The sequence below is a fragment of the Bradyrhizobium algeriense genome (assembly GCF_036924595.1).
GTDB lineage: Bacteria > Pseudomonadota > Alphaproteobacteria > Rhizobiales > Xanthobacteraceae > Bradyrhizobium > Bradyrhizobium algeriense.
On record NZ_JAZHRV010000001.1, the window covers coordinates 797,433 to 822,722 of the forward strand.

Sequence of the window (25,290 nt, forward strand, 5' to 3'; positions counted from 1 at the left end):
GAACAACGGCCAGTAAGGCGGTACATTTCCAACCTATCGGAGGCACACGTGAAGACTGCAATTACCGAGATGTTCGGCATCGATCATCCGATTATTCAAGGCGGAATGCACTATGTTGGGTTTGCCGAACTCGCCGCCGCGGTGTCGAATGCCGGCGGTCTCGGCATCATCACCGGCCTCACCCAGAAGACGCCCGAATTGCTGGCGAAGGAAATCGCGCGCTGCCGCGACATGACGGACAAGCCGTTCGGTGTGAACCTTACTTTCCTGCCGAGCTTCACAGCGCCGCCCTATCCGGAATATATCGCCGCTATCAAGGAAGGTGGCGTCAAGGCAGTGGAGACCGCAGGCCGCAGCCCCGAGCAGTACATGCCCGCGCTGAAAGCCGCCGGCATCAAGGTGATCCACAAATGCACCTCGGTGCGGCACTCGCTCAAGGCCGAGAAGATCGGCTGCGATGCTGTCAGCGTCGACGGCTTCGAATGCGGCGGCCATCCCGGCGAGGACGACATCCCGAACATGATCCTGCTGCCCCGTGCGGCGGACGAACTGAAGATTCCATTCGTGGCGTCGGGCGGCATGGCCGACGCGCGGAGCCTCGTCGCGGCGCTGTCGATGGGGGCGGCCGGCATGAACATGGGTACCCGCTTTATCGCCACCAAGGAAGCGCCAGTTCACGACAATGTAAAGCAGGCCTTGGTCAAGGCGACCGAACTCGACACCGTGCTGGTCATGCGCGCGCTACGCAATACCGAGCGCGTCTTGAAGAACAAGGGCGTCGAGCAGTTGCTGGAGATCGAGCGCGACAAGGGCGCAGGCCTGAAGATTGGCGACATCCACGAGCAGGTCGCTGGAGTCTATCCGAAGGTGATGATCGACGGCGATATGGACGCGGGCGCGTGGAGCTGCGGCATGGTCGCAGGGCTCATTCGCGATATCCCAACGGTGAAGGAATTGATCGACCGCATCATGGCGGAGGCCGAACGAATCATCCGTCAGCGCCTGACTGGCTTTCTCAATGATGCCGAGCAAAGGCCGGCTGTCGCCCGGGCGATCGCGTGAGCGTTTCCCCACGGGTATGCTGCTGCCGGATGTTCTGACGAGAGGCCCACGCCTAGTCATGCGTGGGTTGATCGTTATTGATGAAGCTGGACTGGCCAGCGATGGATGGCCTTCGGCAGCCTCGGGGAAATTTATGGATCTGACCGACTTCCACTACTACGAGCCTTCGAGGGGCCACGGACTCAGACATAATCCGTTCAACGCGATTGTCGCGCCGCGTCCGATTGGCTGGATTTCGTCGCGCAATGCGGCTGCTCAACTGAATCTCGCTCCATACAGCTTCTTCAACGCGTTTCTCTACGACCCCCCGATAATTGGGTTCTCCTCAATTTCGTGGAAGGATACCGTAAAAAACGTCAGCGAGACCCGCGAATTCGTCTGGAATCTGGTCACAATGGATCTGGGCGAGCGCATGAACGTGACGGCGACGCCTCTCGATCACGGAGTGAGCGAGTTCGAAGCAGCAGGGCTGACGCCAATACCCGGGCGCCACGTCGCTGTGCCGCGGGTAGGCGAGAGCAGGGCCGCTATGGAATGCAAGGTCGTCGAGGTCTCTCAGTTGGCGAATGCGCGCGGTGAGAAGGTCGAAGGATGGTTCGTACTCGGCGAGGTCGTCGCAGTATACATCGACAAGTCCTTGATCGAGGACGGCGTCTACAACACTGCACTTGCGCGTCCCATACTGCGCGCCGGCCGTGGTGGTGATTACCTCGAGGTCAAGACAGAGAACATGTTCGAGATGCCGCGCCCGCCAGGCAGCAGCAAACCGAAGTTCCATGGCACCTAATGGGGAGCAGGTGACCTTAGGCCCCACGCGTACAGGCCAAGTGCGAGCAGTGAAAATGCGCTCAACACGACGCCGAGCGCGAACATTGCTTCATGCGACACCGTGGCGGCAAGCCATACGCCGATTGCGGCGGTCATCATCTGCCAGAAACCCAGCAGCGCCGAGGCGGCGCCGGCTTTCTCCCCGAATGGCGAGAGCGCCCGCGCCGTCGCCAGCGGACTGACAACGCCCATGCCGAGGAGAAATAGACACATCGCGCCCAGAAACGGCAAGAAAGTCGGGCTGGTCATCGAGATGAGCAGGATCGCAACGCTGCTGGCGGTCGTCGCCCACAATCCTGCCCGGATCGGGCCATCGAGCCCATAGCGTGGTGCCAATTTCGTCGCCAGCATACCGGCGGCGAATACGATAAAGACGGTGCCGGCGAAGAACAGGCCGAGCTGGATCGGCGTGAAGTGCATCGCTTCAATGAATAAGCGCGGTGCAGCCGAAAACATGGAGAACAAGCCGCCTATGATCAGACTCGCGGTTGCAGCCGGGATAACGAAGCGACGATCTCCAATCAGGCCAGCATAGGTCCTGACGATGGCGACCGGGTTGAGCGGAGTGCGGTTCGAATGGTGGGTTTCGCCGAGGACGATGCCGTAGGCAATAGCGCCAACAGCAGCGAAAGCCGCGACGAGAGCGAATTCGGAGCGCCAGCCAAAGCTGTGATCGAGTGCGCCGCCAAGCAGCGGCGAGAAGCCGGGGGCTGCGGACATTACGATCATGATGAGCGCCAGCGCGCGTGCCAGTGCCGCCCCACTGAACATGTCGCGGGCGATGGCGCGAGACAGCACAGACGTCGCGCAAGCGCCTGCAGCCTGCACGACGCGGCCGGCCAAAAGATTAGGTAGGTCGTTTGCCAAACCGCACCAGACGCTGCCGCCGATGAACACGGCAAATCCGATCAGGACCGGCCAGCGTCTTCCATAGCGATCCGAAAGCGGTCCAACCACGAGCTGGCCCAACCCGAACACTGCAAGATAGACGGTAATGGCGGAGGTGACCGCCGCGCTCGTGACATTCAATGAGATCGCAATTTGTGGCAGCGACGGCAGCAAGATGTTGGTCGCCAGCGTTCCCATGGCGGCCAGGACGGAAAGGATCGCGATCGGCAGGGCGCTGGAGACGGGAACGTCCAGCGGCGCGGTCTTGATCGTCTCGCTCTGGTCAGCCATGTGAACTTTCGCGCTGATAGGAATAGGCAGGTTACAAGATGGCGAACGACACGGTTCGCGTCGCCGCCGGGCCTTTTTTGCAGGATCGCCCGCGCTAGCCGCGGACGACGCGCTCGATCGCGATGGCGGTGGCTTCACCGCCACCGATGCAGAGGGCGACCACGCCGCGCTTGAGGTTTTGGGCTTCGAGTGCATGCACTGGCAATACGTTGTCCATGAAAACCTCATCGATCCGCTCGGGCGCCAGCTTGGCCCGTTCCAGCGCCGCGCCGATCACGTGGGAGCCGGGCGGCGGAAAGGATGACGACGGGGTCGGAAGCAGCGGCCATGGCGAACTCTCCTGTTGATAGGTGTTGTTATATGACGATAGTCATATAAGATAGCCGGCATTGCAATGAAATGTTGCCGTGACCGTCAAGGAAGCGCGGTTCCAGAATTGCTAAGGGGATGGAGACGGTTCGTACAGCCGGTCACCTTAGGACCTTGCACGGAGTGGCGATGCGATACGGAGAAGACCACAGGCGTCAAACCCACAATCGGATCGTTGAAAATGCGTCCTACGGTTTGCGCCAAAAGGGCGCGGAAGGGCTCAGTGTTGTCGACTTGATGAAGCTCGCGGGTCTCACGCACGGCGGCTTCTATAACCATTTCGTTTCGCGTGCCGCGCTTGTCAGCGAGGCGATCGCCTTTGCAATGGATCAGACCACCGAGCGGTGGAAAAAACTGGCGAACGGGAAAACCAGCAGGGAGCGCTTCGAGGCGTTGATCGCCGATTATCTTAGTCCCCGGCATCGCGACAATCCTAAACACGGTTGCGCGCTCCCAACCCTGGCCGTCGATGTCGCGCGATCGAGCCCGAGCGAGCAGCAGGCCCTGACTTCCAAACTGGAGAAGATGATCGATGCCCTTGTCGAGTTGCTTCCCGGTGAGCCACCTCGACAGGCCCGCCAAATCGCGACGGGCGCTATCGCAACCATGGTGGGATCGATCGTGCTGTCGCGTGCTGTCGGCGCGGGGAAACTTTCCGACCGCATCCTCGATGCCGGCCGCAGGACCGCCGGCGGCCGGATTCGGAAGCCGCAGCGAAGAACCATAAAGGCGATGCGCTGCGAAAAATCATAACATAAGGGAGGTCAACATGACGGCCGGCAAGTGGCTTAAGACGGCCTGCAATCTGTGTTACATCAATTGCGGAATCGAAGTCTTGGTGAATGACGGGCGCCTCGAGAAAGTACGGGGCGACCGTTCGAGCCCGAAATCACAGGGCTATCTGTGCAACAAGGCGACCCGGATTCCATATTATGCGCATCACAGGGATCGGCTCACGACCCCGCTGCGTCGTCGCGCCGACGGCGGCTTTGATGCAATCGGGTGGGACGTGGCGATTGCGGAAATCGCGGAGCGGCTGCGAGACATCGTCGACAGGTATGGCGGCAAGAGCATCGCCCTTTACGGCGGCGGCGGGCAGGGCAACCACGCCGGCGGCGCCTACGCCAGTGGATTGTTGCGCGCGCTGGGTTCGCGCAGCGTCTTCAACGCCCTTTCGCAGGAAAAAACCGGCGACTTCTGGGTCAACGGCCACATGTTTGGCAGCCAGACGTGCCACACCGCCGAGGACGTACATCATTGCGACCTCCTGCTGGTCATCGGCGCAAATCCCTGGATCGCGCACGGTTTCCCGAATGCGCGCGACCACCTCAATCAAATCCGCAAGGATCCCGCACGCAAGCTGATCGTCATTGATCCCCGGCGGACCGAAACCGCCGAAATGGCGGATCTGCATCTCGCGGTTCGTCCGGGCACGGACGCGTTTCTCCTCGGTGCGCTGCTGGCTACGCTTGTCCGGTCCGACCGGATCGACCATGCGTTCATTCAGGAGCACACGATCGGCTTCGCGGAGGTGAGGCAAGCGCTGTTAAATGTCCCCATTGAAGAATGGGCTGCCGCCGCCGATATCTCGATCGCGGATCTGGAGCGTTGCGCCGCGATGATCGTCGCGGCGAAGGCCATGGTGGTCCGGGTCGAGCTTGGCATCCAGCAAGGCATCAACTCGACGCTCAATTCCTACCTCGAAAAGCTTTTGATCATGCTTTCCGGCAATTTCGGCCGTGAAGGTACCAACCAGTTGCATAGCTGGCTTCAACCGCTATGGGGCAATTCGCCTAACCAGACATTCGCACCGACCGGAGACGCGATTATCGGGGGCCTGTTGCCGCCCAACATCTTCCCCGAAGCGGTGCTCAAGGACCATCCCGACCGGTTGCGTTGCGCCTGGATCGACAGTTCCAATCCCGCCAACACGGCAGCAAACACCGAGGCCGTGGAACGCGCGCTGCGCTCGCTGGAACTATGCGTTGTGGTCGACGTTGCGATGACCGAAACCGCACGGCTCGCGCATTACGTTCTCCCGGCGTCCTCACAATTCGAGAAAACCGAATTCACCCTGTTCAACTTCGAATTTCCGACGAACTATTTTCACGTTCGTGCCGGTGTATTGCCGCCGCTCGCCGGCACCTTGCCGGAGCCCGAGATCTACACGCGGCTTGCCATCGCCCTGGGGCGTCTACCAGGTGACAATGTGCTCGCACCCCTGCGTGAGGCTGCGCGGCGTTCGCGAGCCGAGTTCGCCACAGCCTTTCGTGCTTTCATCGCGGAGAACCCCGGCGCAGTCGCTGCCTTGGTGCTCTACCATACGCTGGGGCAGACGCTTCCGGATGGCACGGCGGCGGCGGCACCCTTGTGGGGTGCGGCGCTGGCTTGCGCGAAGCGATCGTCGCAAGCGGTGCGGCGAGCGATGGGCGCATCGGAGGAGGTGACGGATCATCAGCTCGGCGATCTCCTGTTCGACACTATCGTGGCCACCCGGCAGGGCACTGCCGTTACCCGGCACGACTATGACGAGGTCTGGTCATTGATCAGCCATTCGGATCGCAAGGTTCGGCTGGTGGTCCCGCAAATGTTGGAATGGCTTGCGCGTCTCGATCCGCAAGCAGCGGGCGTGCCAAAGGCGTTCCCGTTCATGCTGGCGGCTGGTGGTCGCCGCATGTTCAATGCCAACCAGATCTTTCGTGATCCCGCGTGGCGTCGCGAGGATCCGGACGGCGCCATGTTGATCAATTCCAGCGATCTGAGTGCCTTGGGCGCGAAGGATGGCGACTGGATCGCTGTCGAGTCGGTGGTCGGGCGGCTCGTCGTCCGCTGCAAGGTCGATGACGCCATGCGGAATGGCCAGTTGGCGCTGCCGCACGGCTACGGTCAGGCATACCCCACGTCGGACGGAGAGCGCCTGATCAATGGGCCGCGCATCAATCTGCTCACGGAGAGTGGCAACCGCGATCCTATTGCGGGCACGCCCTACCACAAGAACGTCGCAGTTCGTCTGGCCCTGGTGTCCGCGCACGAGGCTGCCTCCCATCAGTCGCAGTCCGAGCGAATTCATATGAGAGCGGCCGGACAATAGCTCGAAGGGAGCGAAAAATGACCGAGAAGCCAATCGCGATCGTGACCGGGGTAGGGCCGGGCACTGGAGCTGCCATCGTCAAGCGGTTCTCTGCAGGCGGATTCCGTATCATAGCGCTTGCTCGCTCGGCGGAGCTCATCAATCGCCTTGCGCAAGAGCTTCCCGATGTGCACGCGGTGACCTGCGACGTCTCAGATGAGAGCCAGGTACGGACCGTGGTCACTGACGTAAAGCGCCGTTTCGGCGCGGCGGAAGTTCTCATCCACAACGCGGTAGGAGGAGGCTGGGGCAGCTTTCGTGAGATCGACCCGAAGATGCTAAAGGGCAATTTCGAGGTCAACGTGATGGCCTTATTGTACCTGGCGCGCGAAGTGGCTCCTGACATGATCGATCGCGGCAAGGGCGCGATCCTGGTGACCGGAAACACGTCTTCGATCCGAGGCAAGGCCAATTTTGCCGGCTTCGCTCCGACAAAGGCGGCGCAGCGTATATTGGCCGAGTCGATCGCGCGTGACATGGGGCCTCTCGGCGTCCACGTCTCCTATGTTCTCATCGACGCCGTGATCGACACGCCCCGGATGCGCGCGCGGATGAGCGACAAACCGGACGAATTCTTCATCAAACCTGCCGCCATCGCCGCCGAACTGTACCATCTCTACGGTCAGGATCGATCGGCTTGGTCATTCCTCACGGAACTGCGGCCATTCCACGAAAATTGGTGACGCTGGCCGGTCAGCCATAGCGGCGTAACGGGCTTACTCGTTCTAAAGCTATCCAGACGCAGGACATGAAAGGTCACAACCATGACGGATGGATCAATCTCGATTGATACCGGGACGGACGAACTGCTGTGTGCGATCCGGGATCGCGTCGCCGTGATCACCCTGAACCGACCCGAGGCGCGAAATTCGCTGTCCGACCATCTCACGCCGGCGTTGCGTCGGATGGTCAAATGCAATGGTGACGATCCGGACGTCGGCGCACTGCTGATTACCGGTGCAGGCAGCGCTTTCTGTTCCGGCGGTGACGTCAAGGGGATGGGCGGCAACTCTGCCGCACCGGCCATGTCATTCAGCGACAAGGTTGCGCGATTGCGGGAACGTCAGCGAACCCTGACCGGCGTGCTTGTCTCGGTGCGTAAGCCCACCATTGCGGCCCTGCCGGGTCCGGCGGCTGGCGCTGGGCTAGCGATCGCGCTCGCCTGCGACATTCGAATCGCAGCCGAATCCACCATCATGACGACTGGTTATGCCAGAATTGCGCTCACGGGCGATTACGGCATTTCGTGGCTGTTGACCCGGCTGGCCGGAACGGCGCGTGCCCGCGAACTGATGTTCTTGTCCGAACGGATCGATGCACGCCGCTGCGAAGCGCTGGGGCTGGTAAATCGCGTGGTGCCTGATGTTGACCTGCAGAACGAAGCGTTCGCATGGGCGAGGACGTTGGCGAACGGTCCGGTGAGCGCCTATGCCGCCATCAAGGATAATCTCGACCTTGCGTTATCGGCTGACTTCCTGACGTCATTGGATCACGAGGCCGAGAAGATGGTCGTTGCGGCGGGTACGACGGAGCACACCGAAGCCGTGCGGGCCTTCATCGAGAAACGTATCCCCAGTTACAGGTGAGGCTTATTCCCCGACTCTGATGACGACCTTACCCCTCGCGCGCCCAGTCTCGACGTAAGCCAAGGCGTCCCCAGTCTTCTCAAACGGGAAAGACTTGTCAACGATCGGACGGATTGCGCCGGATTCGATAAGGGAAGCGATCTCGCTCAACTGTTGCCCTTCCGCTCGCATGAACAGGAATGAGAAGTGCACACCAAGGCTTCTGGCTTTCTTTCGCACACCATGACTCAGCACGCGCATCACCAGTTTCAGGAGCAGGTTCAATTTTAGTGCCTTGGCGAATTCTGGGTCGGGCGGCCCCGAGATCGAGATGAGGAGGCCACCTGGTTTCAGCACGCGCAGAGATTTTTCAAGCGCCTTGGTGTCCTGGCTGTGCAGGACCAGATCGTAGCCCGACAAAATCTTTTCGAAATCCTGCGTCTTGTAGTCGATGACGACGTCTGCGCCGAGACTCTTGACCAGCTCGGCATTTTTCGTGCTCGTTGTCGTCGCAACTGTCGCGCCGAGATGTTTGGCGAGCTGGATAGCAAAAGTCCCCACACCACCGGAGCCGGCCTGAATGAAGACCTTTTGACCGGGTTTCACCTTGCCCAACTCCACTAGCGCCTGCCAGGCGGTCAGCCCCACCAGCGGGATAGTGGCGGCTTCTTCCATGCTGATGTTCTTGGGCTTTAGCGCCACGTCCGTTTCATTCATTGCAATGAATTCCGCGAATGTTCCGATCCGATGATCGCGCGGTCGTGCATAAACCTCGTTGCCCGCCTTGAACCGCCTGACCTTCGGGCCAACCCGGACAACTGTCCCGGCAACATCGTGCCCCAGAATGAAAGGCGGGCGATACGGCAGTATGAGCTTGAATTCTCCGTCCCTGACTTTGCAGTCCAGAAGGTTCACAGCAGTTGCATGAACTCGAACCAGGACATCATCGTCCCGCAACTCCGGCTCTGGCAAGTTGGCCAAGCGCAGAGCGCCTTTCTTTTTGTACTTGTCGACAACGAATGCCTTCACTGTGTCTTCTCCAATTTGAAATATCGTCGCGGTGTCAGGCCTCGAGAAAAGACAGGGCCTTCGGCACGAAATCGGCGTGGTTCTGGAAAATCCCGCCATGCCCGGCATCTTCGTAGATAACCAGTTGCGCGCCCGGAATACGGCGCGCCATATCGGTACTGTTTACGGTCGGCACCATGATGTCGTTATCGCCATTCGCGATCAGTACCGGGATCCGAATGCTTCCGAGATCTTGAGGCGCCTGCCGGCCCCAGGTCGTGATCGCCTTGAGCTGCCGCAAAAAGGCGGCGGGCGTAGGTCCTTTGTCCCGGTTTGCCTTGCGCTCCTTCAGCCGTTCCAGAAAGGCTTTGCGGCTCGGCGGCCATTGGCCGTGGACGTGAAAAACAGGTAGAATTTCGGGTCTCGCAGCGTCAGCAAACCCTTGATTATGAGTGGCCAGGACACCGGCCCCACCTTGTCGATGCCTTTGCCCCCGCCGGGCCCGTGCCGGTCAGAATGAGTTTTCGCACGAGGTCCGGTGCCTTCAGCACGATGTCTTGTGCCACAAATCCGCCGAGGGAAAAGCCGAGCAGATCGACCTTCTCGAAGCCCAGCGCGCGGATCAGGGCAATCGCGTCCCGCGCCATCTCATCAATCGTCACAGGCGCCGTTCCGCCCGACGCACCGATACCCCGGTAATCCGTTGCGATCACGCGATGCCTGCTGGCGAGGCCGTCCACAATTCGCGGATCGAAATTGTCCAGAACTGCGCCCCAATGGTTGAAAAGAATTAGTGGCACGCCGCTGCGGGGGCCCAGGTCGCGATAGGCAAAAGTAGTCCCCCCAACCGATCGAAAGGTTCGGCGCATCGATGTAGCGCGTACCCGATCCGAGGTAACTGACAGAACTGGATGCCTTCATGATATTCTTTCTCTCGACCTTTCCTGGATGCTGACGCTCCTGTGCGGGAGCGACGCTGGTCTGCCCCGCGAGCGCCAGTCACCACTTCTCGACCCACGGCCGCAGCACGACTTCGAACGCCCACGTCGACCGATGCTGGCGATGCAAATGCAGGTAGGTTTCGGCGATGCGGTCCGGGTCAGCCATGTTGTCGTCGACAGTCGTTCCTGCCAATCGGTGCGCGCGGGTACCGTCTTCCTGAGTCCAGCCAATCGCCGCGTCAATCGGTACATTTGCCACGTGGATACCCTGCGGCATCAATTCTCTCGCCATGCTTTGTGCGAGTCCGGACTTGGCATGACATGCCATCGCAAAGGCAGCGCTCATCGGGAAGCCTTTGAGCGCCGCGCTTGCGTTCGTGAAGATGATCGTTCCTTTCGTTCCCCCGGGACCTGGTCTGTTCTCTCGCATGAGTCGAGCAGCGTGCTGACCCACCAAATACGCGCTGAACGCTGAGTTCCGAAGTGTCTCGAGCGCCATGCTTGGGTCAGCTTCGGTAATCCCCTTGCGGAAAATGCCGGGAACGCGGCCGTCGATATTATGCACGACAAGCGTCGGTGCCCCCAGGTCTCGAATGACGCTCTGGAACAGCAATTCCACGGCCGCTGGTTCGGTAGCATCGCAAGCGTATCGGCGCACGCCGTGCGTCTTCTCCAGATTCTGCAGGACCGATTTTTCTGGATTCCTGGCTGCGATGCCGACGCGCACGCCGTTTTCGGCGAACAGCCTCGCGCAACTTGAGCTGATGCCCGGGCCGCCCCCAACGATGATTGCAACGTCCTGTACGGAAGGTGGAGTGTCGTGTTGATCCAATTGAGTCATGTTTCGTGCTCCTGTGCGCGTCGTAAGCAGATGAGCGAGGACGCGTTTTATTCCTGGCGTTCCCAAATCTGCGAACGCCCGAGCATTGACACGCCAATGTAGCCGCGCACGTTGAGCTTCTTGCCGGCCTTCGGTCAGCTGGATTTTGCTGCTGTAGACCTTGCCATTGTCCGGATCGAGGATCTTGCCCGCGGTATATTCGGCGCCTTCCTTCTTCAGGCCGCTCAGGATTACCAAGCCGATTACCGGCACATCCTTGAGCGCGCCTTCGCATTTTTCACATTTCGGATTCCGATCTTCGGACGGGGCGCGGAACACCCTTTCAATCTTGCCCTGCAGCGTGCCATTTGCTTCCGTGATGCGGATAAGTGCTCTCGGTTTGCCGCTGGCGTCATCAACATTTCTCCACAAGCCGACAGGTGAGGCATTATCCGCCCAGGCCCCGGAGAACATGAGTGCAGCAGTCAGGGTGAGCGCGAGAACGCCTGATTGTTTCAGAATACGCATTCCGATGGTCTCCAAAGGAGTGGGGCTTATTGTTTGTTTCGATGCCGCGTGGTTCGATTCTCGTCGACGTATGACCAAGCGGGTCGCAGCGTAGTTACGCATTCACGTCGATGACCGTGCGGCCCTGGACCTTCCCCGCGAACATTTGGCGCACCACGTCGGGAACCTCTGCGAGGCCGACCACCTGCATCGTTCGGGCGAGCTTGTCCAGGTCCAGGTCGCGAGCCAAACGCGACCACGCCTCGATTCGCGCCTCCTGCGGGGCATTCACCGAGTCGATTCCAGCAAGTGTGACGTTGCGCAGGATGAACGGCAGAACCGTTCCGGGAAGATCGGTACCCTGAGCCAGGCCGCACGCCGTCACCACGCCGCGGTACTGCGTCTGCGCCAATACGTTCACCAGCGTATGACTGCCGACGGAGTCGACAGCGCCAGCCCAACGCTCGCGCGCGATAGGCGCTCCGGGCTCCGAAAGCGTCCGCCGATCGATGACCTCGGCCGCACCGAGGCTCCGCAGATAATCGGCTTCTTCAAGACGTCCAGTTGATGCAACGACGCGATAACCGAGATCGGCGAGGAGAGCGATCGCGATCGAGCCGACGCCGCCATTGGCGCCGGTTACGACGATATCGCCACGCTGCGGTGTGATTCCGCCATGTTCGAGGGCCAGCACCGACAGCATCGCGGTGTAACCGGCCGTGCCGATTGCCATGGCATCCTTCGTGGATAAGGGAGCGGGGATCTTCACAAGCCACTCGCCTTTGATCCGCGCTTTCTGGGCGTAACCGCCATGGTGGGTCTGGCTCAGTCCCCAGCTGTTCGCGACAACGCGGTCTCCGACGGCGATGCCGGGATAGGAGGATGCTTCTACCGTTCCAGCAAGATCGATACCGGGAATGAGGGGAAACTGGCGAATGATCTCTGCGCGCCCGCTTATGGCCAGCGCATCCTTGTAGTTCACGGTCGAATAATCGACGGCAACCGTAACGTCGCCGGGCATGAGATCTCGCTCGTTCATTTCGACCACGCTGGTCGAAATCTTGTCACCTGTCTTTGCAGCCAGCAGCGCCTTGAACGTCATCGCCATATCCTGGATTGGAGTTTCGCTGTCCACGCACCTAGGGTCGCGCCGCCTGATCGCAAGAAGGCACAATTAAAGCGGATACTATCATTTATGTAGGTATCCGCCGCGTGCCCGCGTGGAGCCCGCCCCTGGCCGATATGACAGCGGGCCTGACATGGCGACGCAGCTGCCCGAAACGCGAGCGGGCAACCTGCTATGCCGAGGCCCGTCCGTGCGGTTGGTCTGGCGCGGGCTGTCGACGAGCCCTCTGCCGCGATCCTGCCACTGTGCGGCTGTCATCTGTTGTATTACGATCGTCATGTGATATGACTACGTAAATCAAGAGCTGTTCAATGGCGTCGATGGTTACATCCGAAGGCGCCAACGGGGCATGTGTGGCCGGGACTTTCGGCGCCATGGAATAGGCTTCACGCTCAATGGACCCCAGACTAGGCCTCTTCGTGCCGTCAGAACGCACAATTATAGCTGATACTATCATTTATGGAGGTGACCATGCGTCCAAGAAGGTTTGACGCGAAAAGCGGATGCGCGGTCGGGGTGACGCTGTCCGTCATTGGCGGCATGTGGAAGCCGCTGATCCTGTTTCATCTCTTCGCGGGCAAGAAGCGGTTCATGGAACTGTCCCGAGCCATCCCTAACGCCACGCAGAGGATATTGACCCTTCAGTTGCGCGAGCTGGAGGCCGATGGCGTGATCGTGCGCCGTGCCTATCCGCAGATTCCTCCGAAGGTGGAATATGAAATCTCTGCCTTCGGCCAGAGCCTGGGGCCCGTACTGCTTTCGCTTCGGGGTTGGGGCAAGCAATATGGAGGTTCAATTGAAGGCGTCTCTCAGCCACACCACGCGCCTGAAGATCGCCAGCTAAACGCATGCGCCCTGTAACGGTTGAATGAGTGATCGCGGACCCTGTTCTGCATACACATCGCCTGCGTCGGCCGACTTGAGACGTCTCACGCTCGCGCCACTTCCATCGCCAGCTCGGGTTCTTCCCGTCGAACGCTGACGCGCTTCATCATGAGCGGAAAGCTGCCGCTTCAGGTGGTACGGCTCTGCCGCTTTCGCAGGCTTGTGCCGCAAGCGAGCCTTGTCCCACGCATTTATCCGAACGACTTGCGTCGTGATGTCGAATTCCAAATAGGAATTAGCGGCGCACGACTGGCGAAGATCGCTCGCCCCTCCTCAACGGCCGCAACGATCGTGGCAAAGTTGTCGTCGGCAAGCACCATGTCGGCGACCTCCTTCGAGACGTCGGTCCCGGTAATGCCCATGGCGATCCCAATGTCGGCGGTCTTGAGCGCGGGAGCGTCGTTGACGCCGTCCCCGGTCATGGCCACCGTCATGCCGTCGCGCTGTAGAGCTTTGACGATGCGCAGCTTGTGCTCGGGGTTGACGCGGGCGTAGACCGACACCTCGCGGACCGTCTGCTCCAGCGCCTCTCGACCGTGTCGACCAAACGCCAGTGTTCGCGTGCCCGAGATCTGGCGACCGGCGTTTGCGTCTACTGGACAAGCAAGGGTTCGAGAGGCGTCCTGCGCTGGTTTGGCTTGGTCTCCCGACCGCGATCAAGGTCTGACGCAGCGGTGGAGTTGCGGGTGCAATGTAGATCCCGGAGGGCAGGTTGGCGCCGTAATGCAGCGGTGGAGTCGCGGATGCAAGGTAGATCCCGGAGGGCAGATTGGCGCCGTAACGCAGCGGTGGAGTCGCGGATGCAAAGTATATCCCGCAGGGCATTCCGCGGCCACCAGCGTCACGTCCGGCACCGTAAGCCGAGAGTCATGAGGCGAGAACGGCATAGCTTGGGCGCTTAACGCGACCAACGATGCCACCAAGGCAGCACGAGCAAGAGGAAAATAAGACCTGATCAGCATCATCCAGCCGCTCTGTCGCCAATGCGCGAAACTCAGCAGGCATCGAATGGCGCCCGATGCGATGAGCAGCGCGCCGAGGAAATAGGTCAGGACCAGGGCGCCGGACGCTGGCTGCACGAGCAGCACGAGTCCGAAGGTGAGATAGAACGCGCCAAGCAGGACCTGCCACAGTAAGCCGCCCCATCCCTTGGTCCAGAAAGCATGCATGGTCTCGAATGCTCCGGCCGCGATCGCCGTCAGCCCGATCAGCTTGACGCTGATGATGGTTGCGAACGCGACGTCAGTGAGCGCGAAGATGCCGGCGGCAATCAGCACGATGCCAAGAAGCGCGCAGACCCAGAGTGGAGGAGGACCCAGAGCTTCGATGCCGGTTCGGCTGTCATAGGCTGTCATGCCATCCTCCTGAGCGGTGATGGTTCGATTGGCACGCGTCGGATGGTAGCTTCCAGCCCGCAATGCCAACATCCGGCGAAACCCTGAGCAACGGGGCGGGAATGTTCCCATTGGCCTGACTCGAGTCGCATCGATCTCGCCCAAGATCCGCCGATACGAGCTCATCGCCGTCCTCTCGGACCCAGCGTCAAATTGGTTACGCCGGGGGCGAGATTGAATCCGATCGACCGCTCGATCGACAGTCAACGAGCTGAGCGGCTTCTACTTGACGATCAGATGGGCAAGGGTATCTACTTAAGCGGCTGCGGCGCTACGAGTTCGTCTTAAGGGTGTCACGCGCTGGCACCCTGTCTTGAATTGTCTTGGCCAGGAACTCGCGAATCGGCCCAGACACCCTGCGAGGAAGTTACGTGGGCGCGAGCGGCGGGGCGGACTGACATTCACTAACGGCTCGCGAGCTCAAGTATCTGGACTTACTGGGCCCGCGGTGAGCAGGAAAGGAACTCGACCGATGCGGTGAACCGTTCGGCGTCTGGAAGAAACCGGTGCCAGCGTACATGCAATTTGTTCGTGGGATGGAGGTAAGGATGAATATACGGGCTGCATGCAGTGCATTGATCGTGAGCGGTTGGGTAGCGGTCGCTGCACCTTCAAGCCTTTCCTTGGCTCAGTCGAATGATGCCGGCTTGTCCGCGAAGGATCGCGGCGCATCTGTGCCAAAGAGGGCAGTGCCAAATACAAATGCAACCCCGCTAACCCCGCGAAACCCCCGGTACTGGCGTCATCGCGGCGGTAAGCATCCGCACTTTGGCAGCCGGCGCGTTCGCACCTAGGTCCAGGCGCCACAGAGCAGCGGCTTCGCCCGGTTGCCCGCTAGAAGCGCCAGTTCCACTCGTGTAACTTGACCGATCGACCCTTACCTCTTCGCTATGATCGTGGCGTTAGCTGCCTTCCATATGCGCTGATCAAGGAAGCGGCGGAAGCCGTCGCTGTGCCACTCGCTCGTTCATCTGATAGGCTCGTTGATGGCTGTGCCAAAAAAACCGTCTCCGCCGTAGCTGGTGTTGGAACAGCGGCCGCGGACTACGGCCTGGAGAGGTGTTGCTTCAGCCGCGTGATCTCGTCCTTGGACCAGTCGCGAACATCCGTCACCTCGATCCACGCGTCAACGTAGTGCGCCGGGGCGTAGACGTGGCCGTAGCCGATCGGCGCTGCGGTCGCCACGAACTTGTCCGCCGCCAGTTGAAGAAGAGTTACGACCGGGTACCACCGCAATTGCGGCGACACGTCCGGGCCGCGGGGCGGCGTCATCCAATCTGGTTCGCAATAGAGGCTGCGGTACTCGAAAAAGGTCACCGGGTCGCTAGCATATTGGAGGTAGACGACCCGCATCCGCCCCCATGAGGCATTCGGAGCCGAGAATGGGCCGGCGGCGTTTCCGCCCTGGTTCATGAACCGCACGAACGATCCGTCGCGGAACCGGGGAAGCCAAACTGGCGATCCGGGATTGCGGCGGTCGGTGAGGAAACGCCAGAGCTTGCTTGAATAAGGCGGGCCGCTCCACAGTGCGCCGGCGAATGGGTCGTCAAGTACTTCAATCAGATCTGTCGACTGTTCGGAGTTCTTGGCGCCAAGGCTAAGACCGTGCAGATAGAGTCGTGGCCGTTTGTCCTTGGGAAGCGTGGTCCAGTATCCGTAAACCTCCGTGAAGAGCGCGCGTGCAGCATCGGCGCCGTAGTCCGCTCCAACAAGCAGGTACAGCCAACTCCCGAGATAGGAATATTGCAGGGCAACGCTCGCGACGGCACCACGGTGCAGATATTCGACGCTATCCAACGCCGCCGGGTCCACCCAGCCGGTGCCGGTCGGCGTCACCACGATAAGCACGGATCGGTCGAACCCGCCGACGCGCTTTAATTCTTCCAGCGCGAGCTTGGCGCGCGCTTCCGGCGTGTCTGCCGATCTTAGTCCGACATAGACGCGAATTGGCTCAAGCGATCTCCTGCCCGAAAAAGCACTGATCTCCTCGCGGGTCGCTCCCAAGGAGATGAACTCCCGTCCCGCCCGTCCGAGCTCATGCCAAGCCAGCAGGGAAGCGCTGCTGCCGGTCTTCAGAGGGTCCGTTGGTGGCCCAGTCTCCGGTTCGATCAGTTTGTCGAATTCCCGGTAAGACGCATCTGCGACGCGCAGGGTGACCCGGAAGAGAAGTCCATTGATAACCGATGAGAACAGCGCAAGCGCGGCGATGATGCCAATGATGTGGGAAACCCGCATCGGCAGAAGGCGGTTAACTTTTATAGCCACGAAGCGGAGCGTCAGCCGAAAGCACCGCGCTAGCGCCAGCAGGATTGCGAAGACCGCCAGTGCAATCAGGGCGACCTCGAATGGATACGCCGTTTCGACGTACTCGATCTCCATTAGCTCTCGGATCGAATTCTGCCATCCTGCCGCCTGCCAGAGGGAGGCGAGCGCAATCCCCATGCAGCTGATCGCGGCGGTGAGCCGCACAACCCGCATGAGGCGGCCCTTAGGCTGAGGGAGCTCTATATGGGCCCAGAGCCAACGGCCGAATACGACGATGCCGTATCCGATCGTCAGAGAACATCCCGAGACAACGCCCTGCGTCAGAAAACTTCGCGGCAGCAGTGACGGCGTCAGAGAGGCGGCAAAAAACAGTGTTCCGAGGAGAAGGCCGGAGGTAGAGAATGAATGCCATCGCGATCTCGCCATACGCCCGCGCCTCCCGATTCCGACGGACCTCAACTTCGTCCAGCAGCTTGTCGCGAGCACCTCATGGCCTAGTCTCGCCGTATGTTGAACACCGTTGAACGTTGATTTGACATGCTATCTCAATTTGAGAGCCTAACCGACTGGATAACTGCACATCTGAGCCGACGGGCTAGCGGTGGCGATTGCCCCGCGTTTCGTTTTGCCGTCCTTGCTGAACTGGACGCCCGCAAGCGAATTGAATGGGAATAGCCCGCACCACTCGCGCCAACCTTCGCGCGAGCGGCCTCAGGCCTGATGAGGTCGCAAACCAACGCAAATACTATGAAGGGTTTGGAGACACTCATGATCGTGAACTTAATGTCGGCATCCACGGCGGAAGAGATGGTACCGTCCGTCCCGACCACGCCATTGCCGAATACTCGCACGAGAGCTAGATGACCTGAGATATCTCTCCGGTCGCTGTCTTTGACGCGAGCACGGGACCAACCAGTCGCTGCACTTGCTCACGTGGCGGAAGATGCCCAGTCTCCACTTTCGATACCACCTGAACCAATTCGTACAATATCTACGAATCTCTCCGAGCAATCGCGCGTCCGGCTAAGGCTTGAAATCCGCACTAATTCAGGGGCTGATTGCGACGCACAATCTTCAGAGTAAGGAGCACCAGACCGACCACCAGCAAGAACGCGCCTATAGCTGTAAGTCCATCATACGACAGACTTACACCCGTAGCCGTCAATAACAATCCCAATATCAGCAAAAGCACGCCCGCAAGCTTTTTGATCAAGAGGGCAGGATTTCCACCTGTAGACGCTGCCATTGAATCGCTCCTAGACTTGGGATTTTCGTTGTCCTTTGATCCTGAACTTTCGTCGTGACAGCATGTCGATCTCCTTTTTGCCGAACAACTGGACGTGAGCTGGCGTTACAAGCTCAGGCTTGTTCTTCACTAGCGACGAGGGGGTAGTCCGCAAACTCCACCATCGAGCGAAACAGCAGCCAAAGGCCCATACCGAGGACGGCGATTTCGACCGACAGCGTAACGATGAGAGCCAAGAGGCCGAGGATATCGCCGGCCGAAACCCAGCTTGCCGGCCCTGCCGTCGTTTGCACGACAGGCACTCCTGCCTGGGGCGCACGAAGGAAGTAGAGCAGGAGTTGGCTCGCCTCGAGCAGCATGATCAGCAGAGACAGCACGATACCCAACGTGCTTGCTGCAATCCCAACCCAGACGGCGCCCAGCACTGACGATTCCGACGGGCGACGATCCGCGTCAGCGACCCGCTTCGCAAGCCGGGTGTAACGATAGAACCAGACGGTGGTGAAGAGCAGGACGAGCAGGCTCATCATCGTCAAATACTGAACGAGAACAAGCCCGGCGCGTGTACCGCCACCCGAATCACGGCCAAATACCAGGGCATAGAGGACAAGAGCGACGGGTATCGAGCCGATTGCGATTTGCATCCAGAATCCAACCCGTCCGAGACGCGCGAACGTCCTGGCAAGACTGCCGGTTCCCGATGGCTTCAGGACGCCCTGAATCGTGCGGACCATTGCAGAACCTCTTGCGCCCGTGCGCGTGCTGTCATTCATCCGAACCCAACACGATGACGGCAATCAGTGCGATGATGCACCTGACGATCACCGTCTCACCATATCCAAATAGCTTTCGCGGCCGCTGATTTTGCAGCAGCAGCAACAACACCGTGCCGTTGTGAAGAAGGGCATCCAGGGTACCCGCGCTCATCGTTGTTATCCGATGCATCAAGTCGGGATGGATGCCATTCTCCACCACCGCGAGCATCGTGCCGTTGGCCTGCGCGGCCTGCCTCACGCCTGCAAAGGCGAATAACCATCAAGGAACGCGGCGACTATTGAGCGAGCGTGGCTACCGCCGCTTTCAATTTCCCTTCCTCCTCATTGGAAAGCGATGTTTTCAGCACACGAGGCTTGTATTGTCCGAGCTCGGGCAGCACCTTGTCTTCGGTGACGCTCTTGACCAATACAAATAGGGCGGATGAACCCTGCGGGATCGTTTCACCGAGTTTCTTGACGAAATCATCGTTGATGCCGTAGTCGGCGAGTGAGCCCGAAAGCGCTCCGGCACCTGCACCGGCGAGGCCACCGATCGCCATGCCGGCGAGCGGGTTCAGAAACAAGACGCCAACGAGCGTACCCCACAAGGCGCCCCACATACCGCCACTGGCCGCACCCATGGCTGTAAGATTAACAGCTTGTTTGACGTGAACTTTGCCGTTGTTGTCGCGCTCGACAACGCACGCATCCTCTAGATCGATCAAGTGCTCCTTCTGCAATGAGCGTGCCTTGTTCAGCACCTCATCCGCGGTGTGAACGCCATCAAAGCCAAGGACAACCATGCTGCTCACTTGGTACCTCCATTTATCCCGGGCTCGGACGCATTGAGCGTTCACCGGCCATGTGCCGGCGAAGAAGACCGCCGGATTCGTGAAAGACTGCGTTGCCGACATCGCTTGCACGTGGGGGCCGTCGAAATCGGACCTCTGGGCTTCCGCGCGGATAGCGCTGGACGATAGGTCTACCGGCGTAGACTAGTCTATCGGGTAACCACTGAAGGTGATGCGGGGGAAATCCTGATTGATTAGTCCGAAATTCCAACATGGCCGAAAGTCGGCGCACTTTTGCGATCCTGCCGGAATCCTGCGTCGCGAGAAAGGCGGGTCGTCAGCCCGTGACGCGTCGACCTGAGAGGATTTGTGCAATCCACCGCGTCGACGGGCTCTGCTCGCAAATTGTGAAAGCGGCAATTGTCAGCTGCATGCCGATGAACGCACCGGCAAGGCCCCACATGAACCCCCAGAAAAACACTGCCAGGAGGATCGCAAAGGGTGAGATGGCAAGCGTTGCGCCTGCAAACCGCGGCTCGATATAACTCCCGCTAAAAAATTGAATCAAATTCATGCCGATAAAGACCGTGGCCGCCGTTCGAAACGACCCGTATTGCACCAGCGAAAACACGGTAGGAAGAAGCGCGGCCACAAGCGGACCGATAAAAGGAATGTAGTTGAGCGCAAAGGTGATGACGCCCCACGCCGGCGCCAGCTCAAGGCCGATGAGCGCAGTGAAAGCCCAGACTGCAAGCCCCGTGAGCAAGCTCATCAACGTACGCACGGCCATGTATTTGCGGATCTTATGTGCAATCTCACGACAGGTAGAAACCAGCCGCGTGCCGGTCGCGCCGCCCTCGCTAGCCAGATTGCGCTGGATGATGTCGATTTCCAGCAGACCGAGCATCACGAAGACAAACACCACGAAGAGCACGACAAGGAGGGCGATCAGCCAGGGTTTTGATTGCGTGTCATGGTCTAGACCGTTTCATCGATAGGCAGTTTCAACCGATTGGTTGGTTTGGAAGCCGTCTTCTTCATCCGCTCGCGCATCCGCTGGAACGTCACATAGAGCATTGGCACCATGAAGATCCCGATCGAGCTTGCGGCGAGCATACCGGCGAACACTGCGGTACCGACCGCTCTGCGGCTGAGTTCCGCGGCGCCGGTTGCGATCACGAGCGGCAACAGGCCGAGGATGAACGCGACCGAAGTCATCATGACCGCACGGAACCGCATATGCGCCCCGAGGATCGCGGCATCCGCGAGCGCTACGCCCGCCTCACGTTGCTCCTTCGCGAACTCCACGATCAGGATGCCGTTCTTGGCGGCGAGCGCGATCAGCACCACCAGTCCGATCTGGCCGTAGAGATCGAGATTGAGACCGGCGATCTTGATGCCGATATAGGATCCGAGCACGCCGACTACGACCGAGAGCAGCACTGGGATCGGGATGATCGTGCTCTCATAGAGAGCTACCAGGAACAGATAAGCGAACAGCACCGCAAGCATGAGCACGATCCCGGTTTGGCCTGCGGCCTGCTGCTCCTGATAGGCGGTGCCGGTCCACTCGAAACTGTAGCCCGCGGGCAGCACGGCATTGGAGATATCAGCCATCGCCGCAATCGCTGTGCCCGAGGAGACTCCTGGCGCGGAACTGCCGTTCACAGTCACCGAGCGATAGTTGTTGTACCGGGTGATGACTTGCGGCCCAGTCACGATCTTGATGCCGGCCAGCGATCTTAAAGGCACCATCTCGCCGGTATTGTTGCGCACGTAGATCCGCCAGATGTCCGAAATGTCGGCACGATCGAACGCTTCACCCTGAACGTTGACCTGCCAGGTGCGGCCGAACAGGTTGAAGTTGTTGACGTAGATGCCGCCAAGCGTCGCCTGCAGGGCAGTGAAGATGTCGCTGATGGTGACGCCCAGCACCTGTGCCTTGCGACGGTCGATATCGAGATATAGGGACGGGTTAGTCGCGGTGAAGGTCGAAAAGACGCGTGCAAGCCGTGGATCAGCGTTGGCGGCGCCGATTAGCGCGTTCGCGACGCTGGAGATCGCGGCGGGGCTCTGTCCCTCGAGCGCCTGGAGCTGGTATTCGAATCCGCCGCCGGTGGAGAGCCCGATGATCGGCGGCAGATTGAACGGCAGCACGTTGGCTTGTCGGATCTGCGCGCCGGCCACAAAGGTGCGTCCGATCAATGCCTGGGCCGAATCTGCCGCCGCCTTGCGATCGGCGAACGGTTTGAGGCGTGTGACGACCAGCGCACTGTTTGGCTGGGAAGCACCATCGAGCAAGGAAAAGCCGATCACCGCAAGCACGTGATCGACGGCCGGCATCTGCTTCAGGATTTCTTCGATCTGTTGGGTGACTTCGCTAGTTCGCGCCACAGACGCGCCGTCCGGCAGTTGCACCGAGGTGAAGAAGGCGCCCTGGTCTTCCTCGGGGAGGAAGCCCGTTGGCGTGATCAGCGACATTCCGAAGATGCCGGCGGCGAACACCGCGACGAGGAGGAGCGATAGTCCGGCCACGCGCACCAGCCGGCGGACGCCGCCACTGTAGCGATCGCGTAGCCAGTCGATGCCGCCGAGGACGCGGCCCATGATGCCGCGCCGAGGGCCGGTGTGACGCAGGAACAGCGCACACAATGCGGGCGACAGCGTCAGCGCATTCAGGGCCGAGATCATCATGGCGGCACTGATCGTCACCGCAAACTGACGAAACAGTGTGCCGGAGATGCCGGGGATCAATGCGATCGGCACGAACACGGATAGCAACACCAGCGTGATCGCGATGATCGGCGCGGTGATCTGCGTCATGGCCTTTTTACTGGCTTCGGCCGGAGAAAGATCCGGCTCTTCCTCCATCACGCGTTCGACGTTCTCCACGACGACAATGGCGTCATCCACCACGATGCCGATGGCGAGCACCATCGCTAGCAGCGACACCGTGTTGACCGAATAGCCGAACACGAGCAGGACGGCGAAGGTACCGACCAAACTCACCGGAACGGCAATGGCCGGAATCACCGTGGCACGGACGTTGCCGAGGAACAGGTAAACCACGATCACCACCAGGACGAAGGCTTCGCCCAAGGTTCGCAACACCTCCGCGATCGTGTCCCGCACAAAGCTCGTGGAGTCGTATTGCACGAGGTAGCTGAGCCCGGTGGGGAAACGCTTGGACAATCGCTGCATCGTGGCAGCTACCGCCTGCGCGGTGGTCATGGCATTGGCACCCGGCGCCAGATAGATCGCAATCGGCACGGCGGCGCGGCCGTCGATGCGCGCTTCGCTGTCGAGATTTTGTGCGCCCATCTCGACGCGGGCAACGTCCTTGACGAGCAGCGACGAACCATCCGAATTGGCACGCAGCACGATGTTGGCGAACTGATCGACGGTAGCGAGCCTGCCCAATGTTTGCACATTGAACTGAAACTGCTGGTCATCGCTGATGGGCCGCGCGCCGATGCGGCCGACCGGCGCCTGGACGCTTTGCGTGCGGATGGCGGCGATGACATCCGCTGGCGTGAGATTGAGGCTGGTGAGCCGCTGCATATCGAACCAGATCCGCATCGAGTAGTTCATCTTGGCGAAAAGATTCGCCTGGCCAACCCCCGACGTACTCGCAATCGCGTCGAGCACGTTGATGATGGCGTAGTTGGTGATGAAGAGCGGGTCCTGCTGACCGTCGGCACTGTAGAGCACCAGGAATTGCAGGATCGACGAGGATCTCTTCTGCACCGTTACGCCCTGCTGTTGCACCTCCGTGGGCAACTGCGACAACGATCGTTGCACGCGGTTGTTGACGTTGACGGTGTTGATGTCCGGATTGGTGCCAAGTGCGAACGAAACTGTCAGCGTGTAGCTACCGTCGTTACCGCTGGTCGATTTCATGTAGAGCGCACGATCGACGCCGATCACCTGCGCCTCCAAGGGCTGCGCGACGCTGCTCTCGACGACTTCCGCGGAAGCGCCGGGGAACGTGCCGGCGACCGTCACCTGCGGCGGCACGATGTCCGGAAATTGCGCCACCGGGATCTGCATCAACGCCAGCGTGCCGGCGATGGTGATGATGAAAGCGATCACCATCGAAAGCCGCGGGCGATCGATGAAGATGGCGGACATCATGGCTTGGTGTCCGCTTTGCCGGAGGTGCCCTGATCTGTTTGCGAAGCGGCGTCTCCTGCGCTGGCCTTCATGCTCGACAGGATCGACGGGCTTGCCGGCCCCGGCGAAACGGTCTGGCCAGGACGAGCCCGCTGCAGACCCTCGACGATCACCGTGTCGCCGGCCGCAAGTCCGCTGATCACCGCGGCGATGGTTGAGGTCGATTGCCCGAGCTGGATGCGCCGCTGCTCGGCCTTGTTATCGTCGCCAACAGCGAGAACGTAGTCGCCCCGTTGATCGGAGAGCACCGCGGAGCGCGGGATCGCCAGCACCTCGACCGGCTGGACGCCTTCCAGCACGACGGTGGCGAATTCGCCATCGGTCAACTCGTGAACGGTGACGCCTGCCGCGGAAGGAGCGCGCAGGATTGGATTGGCGATCTCGCCCCGCACGGTGATCGTGTCGGTGTTTTGCGCGATGGTGTTGTCGACGAAATTCAGTTTTCCGGACTGGCCGTACATGCGGCCATTTGGCAGTCGGAGCCTGATCACCACGGCTTCGAGGCCGCCTTGCGGCCCGTAGCGTTCGCGCAGTTCCAGCCCCTGGCGCAGCGGCACCGGGAAGGTGACATACATCGGGTCCTGGCTGACAATCGTGGTCAGCACGCCCGAGCTTGGACTGACGACGTTGCCTCCAGTCACCGCCGTGCGTCCGATCTTTCCGTCGATCGGCGCGCTGATCACGGTGTAGTCGAGATTGATTTGGGACGCCTGGACTTGCGCCTGTGCGGCCTGCACCTGGGCCTCCAGGCTGCGCTCGTTGGCGATCGCCGCGTCGTAGGTCGATTGTTGCCCGGCTGGGCCTCCGAGCAGCGTACGCGCGCGCTTTGTCGTTAACTTGGCGTTTTCGAGTGTCGCTTGGAGCTGAGCCACCTGCGCCTGTTTCGAGGCGAGATCGGCCTCGAAGGGGCCGCGCTCGAGCCGATAGAGCTGATCGCCCTTCTTGATCTCGGCGCCCTCGTCGAACAGGCGCTGCTCCAAAAAAGCGGTGACGCGGGCGACGACGTTGACCCGATTGATCGCCTCGATCCGTCCTAGGAATTCGCTGGTCTCGGTGATCGGTCGTCGTGTCGCTTCGATGACTCCGACCGCAGGTGGTTCACCCGGGGCAGGTTGTGTCCGGCCCGCCCCGCTGGTGATGATCGTCAGGAGGCTTGCCGCCAGCAATCTGATTGCGATGCCAGCAAGGTCCATTGTCCGCTCCTTGCACTGACTCAGAACTGCGCCGGGTCAATGCTTCATCAGGG

General features: G+C 60.4%; 22 protein-coding genes and 2 pseudogenes. 7 read left to right on the top strand and 17 right to left on the bottom strand.

All coding sequences use genetic code 11. The annotated features are described in order from the left end of the window. Window positions 1–48: 48 nt before the first annotated feature. Window positions 49–1,062 carry an NAD(P)H-dependent flavin oxidoreductase gene (locus V1286_RS03870; RefSeq protein WP_334477700.1) on the top strand — a complete coding sequence of 338 codons (1,014 nt, stop codon included), beginning with the start codon at window positions 49–51 and terminating at the stop codon, window positions 1,060–1,062. Window positions 1,063–1,195: 133 nt separating this feature from the next. Further along, on the top strand, window positions 1,196–1,849 hold the full coding sequence (locus tag V1286_RS03875) for a flavin reductase family protein (protein ID WP_334477701.1): 654 nt from the start codon (window positions 1,196–1,198) through the stop codon (window positions 1,847–1,849). Here the strand turns inward: V1286_RS03875 and V1286_RS03880 are convergent. After that, complete coding sequence (locus V1286_RS03880) at window positions 1,846–3,069, bottom strand: multidrug effflux MFS transporter (protein WP_334477702.1); 1,224 nt, start codon at window positions 3,067–3,069, stop codon at window positions 1,846–1,848. The two genes, V1286_RS03875 and V1286_RS03880, sit on opposite strands and share 4 nt — an antisense overlap. A gap of 94 nt (window positions 3,070–3,163) precedes the next feature. Then, complete coding sequence (locus V1286_RS03885) at window positions 3,164–3,346, bottom strand: hypothetical protein (protein WP_417021309.1); 183 nt, start codon at window positions 3,344–3,346, stop codon at window positions 3,164–3,166. A gap of 170 nt (window positions 3,347–3,516) precedes the next feature. Here V1286_RS03885 and V1286_RS03890 point away from each other — a divergent pair, with 170 nt between their 5' ends. The 4 genes from V1286_RS03890 (at window position 3,517) to V1286_RS03905 (ending at window position 8,154) form a co-directional block, all read left to right on the top strand. Then, window positions 3,517–4,191, top strand: coding sequence for a TetR/AcrR family transcriptional regulator (locus V1286_RS03890; protein WP_334477703.1), 675 nt, complete (start codon window positions 3,517–3,519; stop codon window positions 4,189–4,191). Between the two features lie 16 nt (window positions 4,192–4,207). Continuing rightward, on the top strand, window positions 4,208–6,529 hold the full coding sequence (locus V1286_RS03895; RefSeq protein ID WP_334477704.1) for a molybdopterin-dependent oxidoreductase: 2,322 nt from the start codon (window positions 4,208–4,210) through the stop codon (window positions 6,527–6,529). 17 nt (window positions 6,530–6,546) lie between these two features. Next, entirely contained in the window at window positions 6,547–7,251 is a 705-nt protein-coding gene (locus V1286_RS03900; RefSeq protein WP_334477705.1) for an SDR family NAD(P)-dependent oxidoreductase, read from the top strand. Between the two features lie 81 nt (window positions 7,252–7,332). Further along, on the top strand, window positions 7,333–8,154 hold the full coding sequence (locus tag V1286_RS03905) for an enoyl-CoA hydratase-related protein (protein WP_334477706.1): 822 nt from the start codon (window positions 7,333–7,335) through the stop codon (window positions 8,152–8,154). A 3-nt stretch (window positions 8,155–8,157) separates the two neighbouring features. On the opposite strand, the gene V1286_RS03910 is transcribed toward V1286_RS03905, so the two are convergent. The 4 genes and pseudogenes from V1286_RS03910 to acuI all read right to left on the bottom strand — a co-directional run bounded on the left by V1286_RS03910 (window position 8,158) and on the right by acuI (window position 12,511). Further along, window positions 8,158–9,162: an NADP-dependent oxidoreductase gene (locus V1286_RS03910; RefSeq protein ID WP_334477707.1), complete on the bottom strand. Its 1,005-nt coding sequence runs from the start codon at window positions 9,160–9,162 to the stop codon at window positions 8,158–8,160. Window positions 9,163–9,196: 34 nt separating this feature from the next. After that, window positions 9,197–10,062, bottom strand: a pseudogene (locus V1286_RS03915) (alpha/beta fold hydrolase). Between the two features lie 78 nt (window positions 10,063–10,140). Beyond that, complete coding sequence (locus V1286_RS39100; RefSeq protein ID WP_465249075.1) at window positions 10,141–11,430, bottom strand: SDR family oxidoreductase; 1,290 nt, start codon at window positions 11,428–11,430, stop codon at window positions 10,141–10,143. Between the two features lie 94 nt (window positions 11,431–11,524). Then, a complete protein-coding gene (gene acuI, locus V1286_RS03935; RefSeq protein ID WP_334477708.1) occupies window positions 11,525–12,511 on the bottom strand; it encodes an acrylyl-CoA reductase (NADPH) in 987 nt (328 codons plus the stop codon). A gap of 495 nt (window positions 12,512–13,006) precedes the next feature. Between acuI and V1286_RS03940 the strand changes: the two genes are divergently transcribed. After that, entirely contained in the window at window positions 13,007–13,396 is a 390-nt protein-coding gene (locus V1286_RS03940; RefSeq protein ID WP_334477710.1) for a winged helix-turn-helix transcriptional regulator, read from the top strand. A gap of 272 nt (window positions 13,397–13,668) precedes the next feature. Here the strand turns inward: V1286_RS03940 and V1286_RS03945 are convergent. The 11 genes and pseudogenes from V1286_RS03945 to V1286_RS03990 form a co-directional block, all read right to left on the bottom strand. Further along, window positions 13,669–13,944: pseudogene (locus V1286_RS03945) on the bottom strand (HAD-IC family P-type ATPase); the annotation flags it as partial. Window positions 13,945–14,076: 132 nt separating this feature from the next. Then, window positions 14,077–14,775, bottom strand: a complete 699-nt coding sequence (locus V1286_RS03950) for an HdeD family acid-resistance protein (RefSeq protein ID WP_334477712.1) — start codon at window positions 14,773–14,775, stop codon at window positions 14,077–14,079. A gap of 1,083 nt (window positions 14,776–15,858) precedes the next feature. After that, window positions 15,859–17,505 (bottom strand): alpha/beta hydrolase, encoded by a 1,647-nt coding sequence (locus tag V1286_RS03955; protein ID WP_334477713.1) that lies wholly within the window; start codon window positions 17,503–17,505, stop codon window positions 15,859–15,861. 119 nt (window positions 17,506–17,624) lie between these two features. Next, window positions 17,625–17,930 carry a glutaminase gene (locus tag V1286_RS38795; RefSeq protein WP_417021096.1) on the bottom strand — a complete coding sequence of 102 codons (306 nt, stop codon included), beginning with the start codon at window positions 17,928–17,930 and terminating at the stop codon, window positions 17,625–17,627. A 191-nt stretch (window positions 17,931–18,121) separates the two neighbouring features. Then, window positions 18,122–18,325, bottom strand: coding sequence for a hypothetical protein (locus tag V1286_RS03960; protein WP_334477714.1), 204 nt, complete (start codon window positions 18,323–18,325; stop codon window positions 18,122–18,124). 113 nt (window positions 18,326–18,438) lie between these two features. Further along, window positions 18,439–19,059 carry a DUF3611 family protein gene (locus V1286_RS03965; RefSeq protein ID WP_334477716.1) on the bottom strand — a complete coding sequence of 207 codons (621 nt, stop codon included), beginning with the start codon at window positions 19,057–19,059 and terminating at the stop codon, window positions 18,439–18,441. A 31-nt stretch (window positions 19,060–19,090) separates the two neighbouring features. After that, window positions 19,091–19,339: a hypothetical protein gene (locus V1286_RS03970; protein WP_334477718.1), complete on the bottom strand. Its 249-nt coding sequence runs from the start codon at window positions 19,337–19,339 to the stop codon at window positions 19,091–19,093. 37 nt (window positions 19,340–19,376) lie between these two features. Continuing rightward, complete coding sequence (locus V1286_RS03975) at window positions 19,377–19,883, bottom strand: DUF1269 domain-containing protein (protein WP_417021237.1); 507 nt, start codon at window positions 19,881–19,883, stop codon at window positions 19,377–19,379. A gap of 325 nt (window positions 19,884–20,208) precedes the next feature. Further along, on the bottom strand, window positions 20,209–20,805 hold the full coding sequence (locus tag V1286_RS03980) for an AI-2E family transporter (RefSeq protein ID WP_334477720.1): 597 nt from the start codon (window positions 20,803–20,805) through the stop codon (window positions 20,209–20,211). 44 nt (window positions 20,806–20,849) lie between these two features. Further along, on the bottom strand, window positions 20,850–24,005 hold the full coding sequence (locus tag V1286_RS03985; RefSeq protein WP_334477721.1) for an efflux RND transporter permease subunit: 3,156 nt from the start codon (window positions 24,003–24,005) through the stop codon (window positions 20,850–20,852). Beyond that, the gene (locus V1286_RS03990; RefSeq protein ID WP_334477722.1) at window positions 24,002–25,237 is read right to left on the bottom strand and encodes an efflux RND transporter periplasmic adaptor subunit; all 1,236 of its coding nucleotides are present in this window, start codon (window positions 25,235–25,237) and stop codon (window positions 24,002–24,004) included. Before V1286_RS03990 ends, V1286_RS03985 begins: the two co-directional genes overlap by 4 nt. Between the last annotated feature and the right edge of the window lie 53 nt (window positions 25,238–25,290).